Origin of the sequence: Photorhabdus sp. RM96S, assembly GCF_042879335.1 — a bacterium.
Taxonomy (GTDB): Bacteria; Pseudomonadota; Gammaproteobacteria; order Enterobacterales; family Enterobacteriaceae; genus Photorhabdus; species Photorhabdus kayaii.
This window is the reverse complement of sequence record NZ_JBHFKT010000003.1, coordinates 93661-108940: the sequence shown is the minus strand read 5'-3', so window position 1 is coordinate 108940 and position 15280 is coordinate 93661. Positions and strand designations below refer to the sequence as shown.

12 protein-coding genes are annotated in these 15280 nt (G+C 41.9%); 5 read left to right on the top strand and 7 right to left on the bottom strand.

What is annotated here, in order from left to right:
- Positions 1-58 precede the first annotated feature (58 nt).
- The gene (matP, locus tag ACGF49_RS02660; protein WP_113043245.1) at positions 59-514 is read right to left on the bottom strand and encodes a macrodomain Ter protein MatP; all 456 of its coding nucleotides are present in this window, start codon (positions 512-514) and stop codon (positions 59-61) included.
- A gap of 206 nt (positions 515-720) precedes the next feature.
- On the opposite strand from matP, the gene ACGF49_RS02655 reads away from it, so the two are divergent.
- The 3 genes from ACGF49_RS02655 (at position 721) to ACGF49_RS02645 (ending at position 3941) form a co-directional block, all read left to right on the top strand.
- On the top strand, positions 721-2451 hold the full coding sequence (locus ACGF49_RS02655) for a Lon protease family protein (protein WP_113043259.1): 1731 nt from the start codon (positions 721-723) through the stop codon (positions 2449-2451).
- 83 nt (positions 2452-2534) lie between these two features.
- The gene (gene fabA / locus ACGF49_RS02650; protein ID WP_065390704.1) at positions 2535-3053 is read left to right on the top strand and encodes a bifunctional 3-hydroxydecanoyl-ACP dehydratase/trans-2-decenoyl-ACP isomerase; all 519 of its coding nucleotides are present in this window, start codon (positions 2535-2537) and stop codon (positions 3051-3053) included.
- Positions 3054-3602: 549 nt separating this feature from the next.
- Positions 3603-3941, top strand: coding sequence for a hypothetical protein (locus ACGF49_RS02645; RefSeq protein WP_113043243.1), 339 nt, complete (start codon positions 3603-3605; stop codon positions 3939-3941).
- Between the two features lie 465 nt (positions 3942-4406).
- Here the strand turns inward: ACGF49_RS02645 and rmf are convergent, their stop codons facing one another.
- The 6 genes from rmf to rlmKL all read right to left on the bottom strand — a co-directional run bounded on the left by rmf (position 4407) and on the right by rlmKL (position 12421).
- Positions 4407-4574 carry a ribosome modulation factor gene (gene rmf, locus ACGF49_RS02640; protein ID WP_387489500.1) on the bottom strand — a complete coding sequence of 56 codons (168 nt, stop codon included), beginning with the start codon at positions 4572-4574 and terminating at the stop codon, positions 4407-4409.
- 246 nt (positions 4575-4820) lie between these two features.
- Complete coding sequence (gene pqiC, locus ACGF49_RS02635) at positions 4821-5384, bottom strand: membrane integrity-associated transporter subunit PqiC (protein WP_191214914.1); 564 nt, start codon at positions 5382-5384, stop codon at positions 4821-4823.
- Positions 5381-7030 (bottom strand): intermembrane transport protein PqiB, encoded by a 1650-nt coding sequence (pqiB, locus tag ACGF49_RS02630; protein ID WP_113043242.1) that lies wholly within the window; start codon positions 7028-7030, stop codon positions 5381-5383. The genes pqiC and pqiB overlap by 4 nt, the downstream gene beginning before the upstream one ends.
- Before the next feature lie 20 nt (positions 7031-7050).
- Positions 7051-8298 carry a membrane integrity-associated transporter subunit PqiA gene (pqiA, locus tag ACGF49_RS02625; protein WP_113043241.1) on the bottom strand — a complete coding sequence of 416 codons (1248 nt, stop codon included), beginning with the start codon at positions 8296-8298 and terminating at the stop codon, positions 7051-7053.
- A gap of 83 nt (positions 8299-8381) precedes the next feature.
- The gene (locus ACGF49_RS02620) at positions 8382-10298 is read right to left on the bottom strand and encodes an ABC transporter ATP-binding protein (RefSeq protein WP_113043240.1); all 1917 of its coding nucleotides are present in this window, start codon (positions 10296-10298) and stop codon (positions 8382-8384) included.
- A gap of 5 nt (positions 10299-10303) precedes the next feature.
- Positions 10304-12421, bottom strand: coding sequence for a bifunctional 23S rRNA (guanine(2069)-N(7))-methyltransferase RlmK/23S rRNA (guanine(2445)-N(2))-methyltransferase RlmL (gene rlmKL / locus ACGF49_RS02615; protein WP_113043239.1), 2118 nt, complete (start codon positions 12419-12421; stop codon positions 10304-10306).
- Between the two features lie 101 nt (positions 12422-12522).
- Here rlmKL and ACGF49_RS02610 point away from each other — a divergent pair, with 101 nt between their 5' ends.
- Together ACGF49_RS02610 and ACGF49_RS02605 are read left to right on the top strand one after the other, a co-directional pair.
- Complete coding sequence (locus ACGF49_RS02610; RefSeq protein WP_113043238.1) at positions 12523-13638, top strand: YcbX family protein; 1116 nt, start codon at positions 12523-12525, stop codon at positions 13636-13638.
- Between the two features lie 275 nt (positions 13639-13913).
- Entirely contained in the window at positions 13914-15212 is a 1299-nt protein-coding gene (locus ACGF49_RS02605) for a glycosyltransferase (RefSeq protein WP_228899377.1), read from the top strand.
- Positions 15213-15280: the final 68 nt, after the last annotated feature.

Below are 15280 nucleotides of genomic sequence, written 5' to 3'. Positions count from 1 at the left end.
ATTTTATATCAAACTTATTAAAAGAGCTTGTTGCGATACCAGCCTATCACAACTGAAATTACTCTTTCTTACCCAGAATAGCTTCCAAGTCGTGTTTCAAGCTGGACATCTGATTGGCATACTTTTCTTCCCGCTCAGCATCTTCAATTAACTGGATAATAGTTTCAGACAGTGTATTACCCCGTCGCTGAGAAAGTGCAGATAAGCGATGCCACACAGGAAAATCTAAGTCGATGGATTTCTTGCGAGTATGTTGATGTTCCGCATTAAAATGCCGTTTACGCCGAGCGCGGATAGTTTGTTTCATCCGGTTGGATAAATCAGGATTCATATGCTGCTCAATCCATTTCAGTACCCTTACCGGTTCACTCTCAAGTTCAATGAGTTTATCAACGGCTGCATGAGCTGCACTGTTTTCAATATATCTAGTAATTGGCTCGCCTTCTTGATGTTTTTTCATCAGATAAGCCCACTTCCAGCCACATTCCAAATTTTCCAGTTGTTGATATTTCATCTTACTTTCTCAGTGACAGCGTAACTAAAAATAAGCATAACAACTATTTTAGTAAATTGCTTATAGCCAAACTGATTAATATCTGTTTTTTGAAAAAATTATTTTTTACATAAAGTGTCTGCAATAGCAAACATTCAAGCATGTTGGTTTATATCTTAATCTTGTATAATCGACGCTTTCCTACTTTACAACATACAGCGATCACTTTGACCACTAACAAACTAGACTGGCAGGCATTACTGCCGAATTGCGTTCCTTATGATGCGCTTTTTCATTCTGCTTCCCAACAGGCGTCTGCCAGTATGGAAGCCGTTCAATCACGGCTACATAGTGGTTTACAGCTTTTTTGCCGGATGGATTCCCGCCAGCCTTTTATGCTATTGAAAGCCGAAGAATGTGATATTTATTTGTCAGCATTAGCTGAGTCTATCCGTCCATTACTCACGAAAGAGCTTCCCCAAATTGGTGGCAATTATCACATACAGCAACAGAAAATTAGCTGGCAACCATCAACAGCAGGCCATTTCACACCTGAGTTACGCGTCGCCTATCGTGAATGGATAGAAGCAGAGCAACTATTTGGCTGCTTCCATTCTCACAACGGAGAAATTCACTTACAACCCGGTCTGATTCATCAGGTAAATGGCGGTGTACTTATTCTACCGTTACGTACCCTACTGTCTCAGCCCTTAATGTGGGTTCGCCTGAAACAGATGATTATTCAGCAACGCTTTGAATGGTTGTCTCCGGATAGCAACAAACCGTTACCATTACCTATCCCTTCTATGCCATTAAAGCTACGTCTGATCCTGGTTGGAGATCGTCTAAGCCTTGAAGAGTTTCAGGCTACAGAACCTGAATTAACAAAAAGCGCTCTATATGGCGAATTTGAGCTGGATATGCCATTTCATAATGAGCAGGATTTAAGCCTGTGGTGCGATTATATCAATGGACTCATTCAACAATGGCAATTACCTCCATTGAGTCACAATGCTTGGCCTGAGCTTGTCCAACAAGCAATCCGCCATGTAGAAGATCAACACCTCCTGCCTTTAGATATTCTCTGGCTACAACGGCAACTGACTACTGCGGCACTCTATCAGCAAGAAAATCAGATTACAGCTCAATCAATTAAACAAGCAGAGGAAAATCGCCGCTGGCGTCACAATTATCTGCCTGAACGTAGTTTAGAGGAAATTCACAAAGGCCAGATTCTTATCCGCACCCAAGGCATGGTCATTGGCCAAATTAATGGATTATCTGTGCTAGAGTATCCCGGCCATCCTGATCCAGTAGGAGAGCCATCCCGTATCACTTGCGTGGCCCATATGGGAGATGGGGAATTTGTTGATGTTGAACGCAAAGTTGAGTTAGGTGGCAATATCCATGCGAAAGGCATGATGATTATGCAAGCATTTTTAATTTCCGAGCTAAAATTGGATCAACCACAACCTTTCTCTGCATCTATTGTATTTGAACAGTCCTATGGTGAAGTTGACGGCGACAGCGCTTCTCTTGCCGAATTATGCGCATTGATAAGTGCTCTTTCCCTGCAACCCATTGATCAACAACTGGCCGTCACAGGTGCAGTAGATCAATTTGGTTATGTTCAACCCATCGGTGGTATTAACGAAAAAATCGAAGGTTTCTTTGAAGTATGCCACCGCAGAGGGCTAACTGGTCAACAGGGAGTCATCCTACCCGCAGCGAACATCCATCATTTATGTCTTAATCAAGCCATTGTAGATGCGGTAAAAGCGCAAAAATTTCATTTATGGTCAGTAAAACATGTTTCTGAAGCGCTGCCTTTATTGACAGGTATCCCTTATTATGATCAACAAGAAACACACTTGTTAGCTATGATACAAGAACGTATAACACAGGCGAATAATCAGGAACGACCTAAATTCCCGTGGTTTCTTCGCTGGTTGGGTTAATTCACAATGTCTGATCGGAGTTGTTCAGCGTACAAGTGTACTCTATTATTTACCCTACATTAAATATAAGGCTATCTGATAATATGGTTGATAAACGTAAATCCTACACAAAAGAAGATCTTATCGCATCTGGACGCAGTGAGCTGTTCGGAGAAAATGGGCCGCCATTACCATCTGGTAATATGCTAATGATGGATCGCATCATTGAAATGACAGAAAACGGCGGTACCTACGATAAAGGTTACATAGAAGCCGAGCTGGATATTACCCCTGATTTATGGTTTTTCGACTGCCATTTTATTAATGACCCGGTAATGCCCGGCTGCCTTGGCCTTGATGCCATGTGGCAATTGGTTGGATTCTTCCTTGGCTGGTTAGGTGGTGAAGGTAAAGGCCGTGCCCTTGGCGTTGGCGAAGTTAAGTTCACCGGCCAAGTATTACCAACGGCTAAAAAAGTCACCTACCGTATCAACTTTAAACGTGTCATTAACCGTAAATTGATTATGGGACTGGCTGATGGTGAAGTGTTAGTAGATGGAAAAATCATCTATACGGCAACGGATTTGAAAGTAGGCTTGTTTAAAGATACCAGCGCTTTCTAATCAATAATCAGTAACATATCGAAAAGGAAGGTGACTGGCTAATTGCTTTTCACCTTTTTTCACTAAAAGCACACCACCAAGTAACCAATATCTTAAAAAAATACTTGGTGCTATTTTTTCTCCCTCAAAGGTAATTCCGGTTATATCTCAGAGTATAAGATTCAATATCTATACCCGTCATCTTTCAAGTTGCCTCTTTGTTGGCTGCACTCACTCACCCCGGTCACATAGTTCTCTATGCTCCCGGGGATTCGCTCCCTTGCCGTCGCGATCCATCTTGAAATCCATTGAGTATATACAGAAAAAAATCAAATCAAGTTCTAACTTTGACCTACCTCGACTAGAAATAACACAAATCCACACCTGAATATCTGCATGACAAACACCCAATTGTCGCTGACCAATCAGTATACAATTGGCAAATTGTGCTATGATCAAATTGACCTGATATATCAAACAAGCTCCCCAAAGCATACTGATGACAGGTAAAACATTAATAATAATTAAGATTTATGATTAATATTAACAAACACACCGAGGTAATATTATATGAACATCAGAAAAATACTGCTCACAATCATAGCATTGACTCTTACACCAACTGCCATTGCAAAACTCGATAGGATTGACGGTACCGTCGAAATGCTAAAAGCACCTAACACAAATGGGGATTGCTATGGAAAAATAGCGACTCCTACCCGTATCCAAGGATTTAGGTGGGTATGCACGATTAATGGCGGATCGACGCTATTATCATTGCTTCAAACAGCCTATACAAGCCATGAATCTATAACCATATCAGTCGATGGGATTGAAGAATATAGCCGTCTCTTTTGGGTTGAATTACATCATAAATGTTTAACAAACCCATCTGACTGCAATTATTGAATTACAATCTTCTCTCGTATTTACCAAGTAGATTACTTAATGGCCGCAATTTCAGTCGTCATGTTGAATAGGTTAAATAGGATATGTCACCTAGCGGCCAGTCATTCACATGTTACCGAATTCTCAAATAACAGCACAACAACATGAAAGAATTGTAATCCTGACATTGCTAATGCTTACCGATTTATTACATGCGATACATCAAAGGTTTCATCACACGATGCTTTAATAATTTAACAAATAGTTGGTAAGCCATTGACGCTAGAAAAAACTTATTTACACAGCACGGGCATTTTTACTTTAGTCACAACCAAAGGGAAATCTGGACAGAGAAAACTCACAGGATTCAATCTGACAGATATCTGTATAAACAATCAGTCACTGTCAGATTAAATTTGGGATATATATCACGTTGATAAGGAATGGAGGTTTTTCTCACCTAACCTATACCATCAGTTTGGCAGACTAAGCCATCACCGACCTGTCTTCCATCGCCTGACGCCATCCTCCTAACCAATGAGAACGGGCATCTAATGAATAATAGGGACAATGCTCCCTTGGACGCCCCAAAATACCTGCATGGTACCCTCTCGATAATGCTCGTGCTAAACGATCTCGTTTCTGTCTCTTCATGCTTTTATTTACCTCATAAGCTAGATCAGTAGAAAGAAAACAGTGGTCACCATTTATCCAACCACAATTTAGAAATACCCCTATAAATTTTGAAAATCAAGTCAAGAAATTCATATTAATGTAATATTTGTTATATCAGTACAAAAAAAACAATAACGTATTAATAATAAAGAGAAATTTTTATCCTATTGATAATACCAATTTTCTCCGAGTGCAAAAGTTTTACACTCGGAGAATGACAGAGGGTTACGGTTGGGAAATTAATTGACTGGCAATAGCTTGCGCCAACTGACTCCATCCTTTTGCCAATGTGCGGACTAAATCATCGTAACCATCTTCTTGCTGTTTTAGCACCAGATTAAAGGGCTGTTTAACGACATTCTCCTGATGCGTTAATGTCCAGTAACCTTGCAAAATCACCTTACCATCATAACGACCATGAAAACTGGTGACTGTCACGTCTAGTGTATCTGGCTTATTAACCAATGGTTGAGCAGAAACTAAACGCTGAGGCAATGCCATAGTTAACTCAGCTACCAGCACTTGCTGTAACTGTTGTTCAAGTGGACTTGCCCACAAGTGATTCGCCGCACTGACATAACTAACATCACTACTTTGATACACCACACCGGAGGAGGACAGATAATCGGACAACATAACCCGTTGTACCCATAATTGGCGATCATGCTGCACAATAGCACTCTTTTGTGATGCTATTGCTACTACCGGCAATTGATAGTAAGTTTTTTCTGGCTGACGGCTACAAGCAGAAATAAAAATCACTAAAATTAATGCCAATCTTCTCATCATTTTTTAGCCTTTTTCGGTTCTGGATCTTCAATTGGCTTAGACTCAAAAACTAACGCATTGCTCTTATTATTCAACGTCCTCAGAACAGGTCGCAGTTCACTCAACACTTGATCTAATCGCTGCATATTATCCAACATCTTGTTATAAGCCGGTGAACCAGGCTGGAAACCTTGCATACTGCGGCTAAACTCCTGCAATGTTTTCTGTATATCTTTTGGCAGATCTTTGGTTTCAGGATTCGCCAGCACCTTATTCAATTCATCAAGGGTCTGTTGTGCTTTTCTGATCGCTTTCTGGCTCTCTTCCAAAGTGCGAATAGCCTGATTAAACATTGGCTCAACCGGCATATTATTAATTTTGTCTAACGCTGCAATAACCTTATGTTGAATTTGAGCAAGGCCACCACTGATTGTCGGCAATAGCGGATAACCTGCAATTTCATACGGGCCGGCCCACCCTTTTTCATTTGGATAGAAATCCAAATCAATAAACAGTGCCCCTGTCAGCAAGTTACCTGACTTGAGGGACGCCCGCAGACCACGTTTAGTTATGCTATTCAGCTCTTTCTCAACATCAAACCCTTCTCCCAGCTCCTTCTCAAAGCGCTCCGGTTCAATGGAGATAAGTACTGGGATACGAAAATCGTTATCTAACCGCTGTCTCATTCCCTCTGAATAGAATGGTACTTTTGCCACAGTCCCCATACGGATACCACGGAACTCTACTGGCGCACCCGGCTGTAGCCCTCGAACAGAATCAGAGAAGAGCAACAGATAATCTTTATGTTCGGTATATAAAGAATCCTGAATGCTTCTTTGGTTGTCAAAAAGTTTGTAAGTGGCTTTTTCTTTAATTGGCTCACCCAATTCCCAACCCTTAGGCACATCAAAACTGACACCACCACCAAACAGCGTTGATAACGAAGCCATTTCAACACGTACCCCCTGAGAAGACATATCAAAGGTAATACCACTCTCTTTCCAAAAGCGGACATTGGTTGTCAACAAACCATCATAAGGTGCATTAATAAATAGCTGATATCTCATCAGATGAGATTTCGATTCAAACTCGCTGGTTTCAACAGAACCAACCCGATAACCACGAAACAACACCGGATCACCCGGATTGAGCTGACCCGCTTTATCACTGACCAAGATGACACGAATACCTTTTGCATCAGGTGAAGCCAATGGTGGTGAGTCCAACAAATTAAATTCATCTTCTTCATCACCATTCGTTCCCGGTTGAAGCTCAATAAAAGCCCCGGACAGAAGAGTACCAAGACCAGATATTCCATCACGGCCAATCTGCGGTTTCACTACCCAGAAAGCGCTGTCACTACGCAATAGATTTTCCATGCCATCATTCAGCCGAGCCTTAATAATAACTTGACTAAGATCATCACTCAGCATGACCCTCTCAACCACGCCGACATCCACACTACGGCTTTTAATTTTAGTTTTTCCAGCTTCAATGCCCTCCGCGTTGAAGGTAATCAACGTCACTTCCGGCCCTTGGTGGTTGAAATGGTAAAACAATATCCAAGCACCTATAAGCACTGTCACAATCGGTACAATCCAGACTGGCGACCAACTTTTAATTTTATCGATTTTAGCCTGACTCTGGTCTTCAACTTTATCCGTCACCTTGACACCCCTTCATTGCCTTATAACGAATGTTTAACGTTGGCCCTATCCCAAATTAAACGCGGATCAAATGTCATTGCCGCAAACATAGTCAGGATCACAACTAAAGTAAAAATAACTGCCCCCATAGCAGGGTAGACACTCATCAATTTCCCCATACGTACCAGTGATGACAATATTGCGATAACAAATACATCAATCATTGACCAACGGCCAACAAATTCGACAACTTCATAAATAAAATGCATTCGGGTGGAATCCCGTTTACCGTGACCTTTGGCATCCCAACACAACCAGCTAATTGCCAGCATTTTCAAGGATGGCACCATAATACTAGCAATAAAAATGACTAAAGCGACCGGGTATGAACCTACACTCCATAGTAATATCACTCCAGCCATAATAGTGGAGTTACTCCGATTACCTAACGATTCTGTCACCATCATTGGCATAATATTAGCAGGAATATACAGCATTAAAGCTGTCACTATCAGTGCCATTGTCCATTGTAGACTGTTGCGACGACGGGCATGCCCACGAGTATAACAACGTGTACATACCAATTGGTCTGCCGGTAAAATAGCCGTACAACACTGGCATAATCGAACACCCTGCACTAACCCCGATCTTCCTGCCTGTAACGGTATATTCACCCTAGGTGCGAGGGTTATCTGATTCCATAACCAGTGGCGATCCAGACATTGAAATGCTCTCACCTGGAGAAGACAGAACAGACAATATGGCAAAAAACTTAAACCTAACCCAATATCACCATAAGCCATTAACTTAACGAAGCTGACTAACACCCCTGCCAGAAAGATTTCAACCATACACCAGCTTTTCATCTGGAATAAGACCCTGGCCAACCAGACTTTTATCTTCTGAGAAGTAACAACACCCTGGCACAAGAGAATAACCGCTACCATACAAAACGCAGGCACCAGTTGAACACAGAGCAAAAAGAATGTTCCCACACTGACGTAATTTTCATTAAACATCACCTGAGGGATTTGAGATAAGGTAATTTCACTGCCAATTCCCGCCACACTCATGCTGACAAATGGAAACAGGCAAGCCATTAACAGCATAAATAATGCACTGACTGCATAACCTGTTGGCTGATGTTTAGGTTCTTTCCACCATGTGACTAATGTCGTCTTACAACGAGGACAAACTGCCTTCGTTCCCTGAACCCATTCTGGCAATGTCACCAGCAAATCACATTGAGGGCACAATACCATTTCATGATGATGGTTACCGGAACACAAGATCTTTCTCCCTGTTAAGGAAATCGGGAATATCCACAGAATCATACTCAGAACAATTTCGCAGTATGATTCTGCTAATTATGTTAACTATTAACTGTTTTCAATGTTTCCAATTCCTGCCAGCGATCAAAAGCCGCTTCTAATGCTTGCTCTTTTTGAGACAGTTCAGTCAATATTTTTTGGGTTATTACATGAGGCTGATTAAAAAATTCAGGATCACTCACTTGAGATTGTAACTGATCAAGCTCTTCTTCCAGTTTCTCCAACAATGATGGTAATTGCTCTAACTCTCGTAATAAATGGTAACTCATTTTGTTACGAGAATTTTTTGGCGGTTCCTTAATCTTTTCTACTTTAACTTCCGTTTGAAGTTTTTTCTTATTTTGCTGGCGCAACGATACAACCTGTTCGCGCTGTTGCTGAGCATCGTAATAACCACCAACATAATTATTGATCGCACCATTACCTTCAAAAATCCAACATTCTGTCACGGAGTTATCAACAAATTGACGATCATGACTCACCAGCAATACAGTACCTGTATAATTGTCTACCAGCTCCTCCAGCAACTCTAATGTTTCTACATCCAGATCGTTGGTTGGCTCATCAAGTACCAACAGATTACTGGGTTTCAGGAATAGACGCGCTAGTAACAATCGGTTCCTTTCACCACCAGAAAGCGCTTTAACCGGTGTCATTGCTCGTTTGGGATGAAACAGAAAATCCTGCAAATAACCCAGAACATGACGAGGACGACCATTCACCATCACTTCCTGTTTACCTCCAGCCAGGTTATCCATTACGGTTCTTTCCGGATCAAGTGCTATCCGATGCTGATCAAAATAAGCAATTTCTAGTTTAGTACCACAATGAACACGGCCACTCTCAGATTGCAGCTCACCTAACATCAGTTTCAGTAAAGTTGTTTTGCCACAACCATTTGGTCCTACCAGTGCAATCTTATCCCCACGCTGAATTTGCACACTGAAATTATTGACCAGTTTCCTTTCACCAATTTGATAGTTAACATTTTCCAACTCAAAGACAATTTTGCCGGAACGACTCGCTTCTCCCATCTGCATTTTAGCGGTTCCCATTACTTCACGGCGTTGTGAACGCTCAATACGTAATGCCTTCAATGCCCTGACACGCCCTTCATTACGAGTACGACGCGCTTTAATCCCCTGACGTATCCACACTTCTTCCTGAGCCAACTTACGATCAAATTCAGCATTTTGCATCTCTTCCACACGCAACGCGTCTTCTTTGCCTTCAAGAAACTTATCGTAATTACCCGGCCACGATACGAGCTTACCCCGATCCAAATCGACGATACGGGTTGCCATATTGCGAATAAATGAACGGTCATGAGAAATGAAAACAAGACTACCCTGAAAATCTTTCAGGAAATTCTCTAGCCATTCAATCGTATCAATATCCAAGTGGTTAGTTGGTTCATCAAGAAGCAAGACTTTTGGCAAACTAACCAACGCCCTTCCCAATGCGGCCTTACGCAACCAACCACCTGAAAGAGAAGAGAGCTTCGCTTCCGCAGGTAAAGAGAGCTGTTTCAATACGTCATTAATGCGGCTATCCAGTGACCATAACCCACGAATATCCAGCACCTCCTGCAATTCTGCCAGGCGGTTAAGATTTTTCTCATTTGGGTCCTGCTCCACCAAACGGGAGACCAGATGAAAAGATTTAATATATTCGGCCTGCTCCTGAACGCCTTCGGCAACAAAATCAAAAACCGTCCCTTCTATATTACGGGGGGGATCTTGTTGTAAGCGGGCGACAACCAGATCCTGTTCGTAAATAACCTGACCATCATCCAACGGCTGCTCTTTTGCTAATACCCGTAACAAAGTAGATTTTCCAGCACCGTTACGGCCAACCAGACAAACTCTTTCATTTTCTTCTATATGCAATTCTGCATTATCAAGTAATGGTGCATCACTGAACGACAACCACGCACCAGATACATTTATCAATGACATAGTAATTATTTTTCCTCACCAGCATGACGTAATAGCCAGCAGTTGTGAATCTGACGATTGCGGGCAAAATCCTGCGACTGGGTTTTACTGGTGATTTCTTCTGCCACCAAGCCAGCTTTTTCCAACTCAGCAAAATCCATTTTAAAACCACGTTTATTATTAGAGAACATCAGCGTTCCTCCACGACGCAACAAGCGCTTAAGCTGTCTCATCAACATGATATGGTCGCGTTGTACATCAAATGTATCTTCCATCCGTTTAGAATTAGAAAAAGTCGGCGGATCAATAAAAATCAAATCAAACTGTTCATTGGCCCGTGCCAACCAAGCGAGACAATCTGCCTGAATCAACCGATGCTGACGCCCGGTTAATTCATTAGCCTGTAAGTTCCGTTCAGCCCATTCAAGATAAGTGCGAGACATATCAACCGTCGTTGTTGAACGCGCGCCTCCTAATCCAGCATGTACCGTCGCTGCTCCGGTATAGGCAAACAGATTCAGAAAATCTTTTCCTTCACTCATTTCACCTAGCATTTTTCGTGCAATACGATGATCAAGGAACAAGCCAGTGTCCAAATAGTCAGTTAAATTGACCCAGAATTTTGCGTCATACTCATTTACCAGAAAGAATTCCTGTTTTTCTGCCATTTTTTCATACTGGCTTTTGCCTTTCTGACGCTGACGAGTTTTAAGTACTAATTGATTTGATGAGAGTCCAAGAATTTGCATCGTTGCACTGATAGCATCAAATAAACGCTGACGCGCTTTATTAGCATCAACACTTTTTGGCGGAGCATATTCCTGAATCACTACTTTATCCGCATAACGGTCAACAGCCACATTGTATTCTGGCAAATCAGCATCATACAGACGATAACAATTAATCCCTTGCTGTTTTGCCCAGTGAGTTAATTTCTTTTCATTTTTGCGCAGGCGGTTGGCATAATCTTCCGCCACATTCACCTCTGATGAGTGCGGTTTATCTGACAACTGATAATTTTTCTGTACGCAATCCAGTGGACCATTTTTAGCTTTAAACTCACGTTCAGCCCGTAATTGCAAGCAGCTCAGCAATTCAGGTGACGCACTAAATAGAGACAGACGCCAGCTAGGGAAACGGCTTTTCATTATCCGCCCAAACAAACTGTGTAGTGCAATCAATGCCGGCTCACTTTCCAAACGCTCACCATAAGGTGGATTACTTAATACTGTTCCAGCAGGGCCTTCTGGCAACGGATTTTCCAGACGACTGGCATCACCTTGCTGGAACGTTATCAACTGCGCAACCCCGGCTCTACGAGCATTTGACCGAGCCATATCCAGCACTCTGCGATCAATATCAGAACCAACAAAACGGGAAGCTGTCTCCTGAAGACCTTTACGAAAGCGGATCTGCGCTTCTGTGGTCACCTCACGCCAAATTTCTTCATCATGTTGCAACCAAGCAATAAAGCCCCAGTGGTTACGATGAAGCCCAGGAGCACGATCAGCCGCCATCATTGCGGCTTCAATCAATAATGTGCCAGAACCACACATAGGATCGACCATCGGAGTACCAATCTGCCAGCCTGAACGTAGAATAATCGCAGCAGCCAGATTTTCTTTCAGTGGGGCTTGACCAGCAAGATCGCGATAACCTCGGATATGCAAACCATCACCACTCAAATCCAATGCAACACTGGCTTTCTCTTTATTCAAAAAAACATTAATGCAAACATCCGGCTGTTGCTTTGCCACATTGGGGCGTTGATCCAACTTACGAGTAAAGCTATCGACAATGGCGTCTTTAACTTTGAGTGCGCCATATTGAGTATTCCGTATCTCTTCATTTGTGCCACTGAAATGCACAGAGAAAGTACTTTCTACAGAAAAAATCTGGCTCCAATCAATAGACTGAACGCCAAGATAGAGATCTAAATCGCTATAAACATTAAATTCGTTTAGCGGTAGCAAAATACGTGATGCCAGCCTGCTCCACATCAGACTTTTATACATCACTTTGCCATCACCTTGAAAATGAACTCCGCCTTGCACAATTTTGCATGATTGCGCACCCAGCATTTCCAGTTCGTTCTTCAATAATTCTTCTAATCCACGCGCCGTGCTGGCAAACAGAGAGTTCATGTTACATATCACCAAGAAAGAAAATTGTTACGCATTATAGCTAATCTAAGTGACATGTCATAAAGTTGCGCATGTAAAAAATGTTTCATGGAGATTAACAGATGATCACTCTGTCTCGCCTGTATACCCACCCGGTAAAGTCTATGCGTGGTTTACAACTTTCCCATGCATTAGTCAGTGAAAGCGGCCTTATATTTGATCGCAATTTTATGATCACAATGACAGACGGGACTTTTATTACCGCCCGTAAATATCCTCAGATGTTGTTATTTACTCCGGCTATGTTAAATAACGGTATTTATCTGCGTGCGCCCAATGGAGAAAATGCCACCGTACTTTACAGTGATTTCCTACCTGAACAGCAACCTACGGAAGTATGGGGCAACCATTTTACGGCTCTCATTGCACCAGAAACCGTTAACCGATGGCTAAGTAGTTTCTTTGACATTCCGGTGCAATTACGCTGGTTAAGCCATGAATTAACCCGCAGAGTAAAAAAACACCCCGAAATTCCATTATCATTTGCGGATGGTTATCCATTTCTTCTTATTAATGAAGCCTCATTTCATTTATTACAACAACGTTGCCCGGCCAGTATTAAATTAGAACAATTTCGTCCAAATATTGTTATTACCGGTGCAGAAGCATTTGCAGAAGACAGTTGGCAATCAATTCAGATTGGCGATGTTATTTTTGATTTACCCAAACCGTGTAGTCGCTGTATTCTGACCACCGTCAGCATTGATAAAGGCATTAAAAATCCTAACGGAGAGCCATTAGCGACATTGCAATCATTCCGTACAGCAGAAAATGGTGATGTCGATTTTGGTCAGAATCTCATTGCCCGTTCAAGTGGTATTATTAGAATCGGAGATAATGTCACTATATTAGCTAAAAAAGATCCGCGTAAATATGGCAGTAGTGAAAAAGTCGAAGATATTGATTTACCAAAAATAAATGAGCAATCTGTCACTATTGAATATAATGGAAAAACCTTTACAGGTAATAATCAACAAATCATTTTAGAACAACTGGAACAACAAAAAATTAGAGTACCCTATTCATGTCGGGCAGGAATATGTGGATGCTGTAAACTTTCTTTAATTAAGGGTGAGGTTTCTCCTTTAAAAGCCACGGCGATTAAAAACGACGGCCATATTTTAGTTTGCTGTTGTGTTCCAAAGAGCAACCTTATTCTTAATAATAGCGAAGAATAGATTTTTAAATTAGAATCAGACTAACGTGCCATAAGTTGGCACGTTGAACTCCAATTCCTCTCCCCTTCCTTCCCATTTTGGCGCTAACACCGCTTAAAAGGGAGAAGAAATCAATAAATTTTATAAATCAATCACAATGGTGATTATTATAACGAATTTATTATTACAATAATGAATTAATTATTACCATAATGAATTTATAACTACTGTCATAAAATGATTACACTCTAATCAGGAACTTAAGTCACTCAGACAAAACACCAAAGGAGTAAGTCATGGCACGTATCATCATTGCAGCGCTCGCAACCCCTGGACATGTCTATCCAATGTTAAAGATCGCTCAATCACTAATAGCACAAGGACATCAGGTAACCGTGTTTACCGGTGCATTATTTCGCCAACAGGTAGAAGCTTTAAGCGCACAATTTGTTCCTTTTGATCAACAGGTAGATTTTGACTACCGCCATTTAGAACAGCATTTTCCCGACCGTGCTCAACTTCCTCCGGGAAATGTACAAATGGCACTAGCATTCAAGAATTTCTTCTCCACCCCAATCCCAGTTCTTGACCGCCAATTACGGCAAATTATCCGTGAACAACAAGCAGATCTACTTATAGCCGAGAACTGCTTTTATGGCATATTACCCCTGCTGCAAGAAGAAAAAACCCATCGTCTTCCAGTGATAGTCATTGGTATAACACCTCTGGCTTACTCTTCGAAAGATTCAATTTTCTGGGGGCCACGTATCCCACCTGCGGTATTACCACCAGAATTGACACATGAACAGCTCGTCGATAAAGCCAACCAACAACTCATAGCCGAAGTGCAGGATAGTTTCAATAATTCATTAGTCCAGTCAGGAGGCTCTGCATTAACCAGACTTTTCAACGATGAAGTCATCTTTGGTGCTGATCGCTTTTTGCAACTCTCAACTCTGGCATTTGAATATCCACGAGAAGGATTGCCTGATACAGTCCATTTTATTGGGCCACTTCCTAACCCTGCACCAACCACAACATCACCTCAATTATGGGAAGAAGATGATCCACGTCCATTAGTTATAGTTACTCAGGGTACTATTTCCAATACCGATTTAAATCAGTTGATTCTCCCCACATTGCGTGCACTGACTACATTACCGGTACGTATATTGGCAACCACCGGTGGCAGATCGGTAGAAACACTGAGTAAAGATCTACCTGAAAACGTGCGCGTCGAAGAATTTATTTCATTTGAGCACTGGCTGCCGAAAGCTTCATTGCTGATATCCAACGGGGGCTACGGAACCATCAATTATGCTCTCAGCCACGGAACACCATTACTTATTGCCGATGCAGGAGAAGGCAAGCAGGAAGCAGCGTTTCGTGTTGTATGGGCTGGATGCGGTACTAATCTGGATACAGCACATCCCACTGAATCTCAACTTAAGCAAACAGTGGAAAATATGCTGAGTACAGACTTGTTTAAACAACGTGCGCAAATTGTCCAAAAAGATTACGCAAAACATGATGCATTAGCAGCCATATCCCGTCACGTAGAACAATTAATTCTCGAACAAAACCACATTAATTAAACCCTAGATACCTTCTTCTTTCCTCTCCGTTTTGGTGCTAACACAGACCGACAGGGAGAGGAAATCGG

What these genes read in the sequence shown, in the direction of transcription:
- matP (WP_113043245.1), bottom strand. Translation starts at nt 514, where the DNA reads ATGAAATATCAACAACTGGAAAATTTGGAATGTGGCTGGAAGTGGGCT.
- fabA (WP_065390704.1), top strand. Translation starts at nt 2,535, where the DNA reads ATGGTTGATAAACGTAAATCCTACACAAAAGAAGATCTTATCGCATCT.
- ACGF49_RS02645 (WP_113043243.1), top strand. Translation starts at nt 3,603, where the DNA reads ATGAACATCAGAAAAATACTGCTCACAATCATAGCATTGACTCTTACA.
- rmf (WP_387489500.1), bottom strand. Translation starts at nt 4,574, where the DNA reads ATGAAGAGACAGAAACGAGATCGTTTAGCACGAGCATTATCGAGAGGG.
- pqiC (WP_191214914.1), bottom strand. Translation starts at nt 5,384, where the DNA reads ATGATGAGAAGATTGGCATTAATTTTAGTGATTTTTATTTCTGCTTGT.
- ACGF49_RS02620 (WP_113043240.1), bottom strand. Translation starts at nt 10,298, where the DNA reads ATGTCATTGATAAATGTATCTGGTGCGTGGTTGTCGTTCAGTGATGCA.
- rlmKL (WP_113043239.1), bottom strand. Translation starts at nt 12,421, where the DNA reads ATGAACTCTCTGTTTGCCAGCACGGCGCGTGGATTAGAAGAATTATTG.
- ACGF49_RS02610 (WP_113043238.1), top strand. Translation starts at nt 12,523, where the DNA reads ATGATCACTCTGTCTCGCCTGTATACCCACCCGGTAAAGTCTATGCGT.
- ACGF49_RS02605 (WP_228899377.1), top strand. Translation starts at nt 13,914, where the DNA reads ATGGCACGTATCATCATTGCAGCGCTCGCAACCCCTGGACATGTCTAT.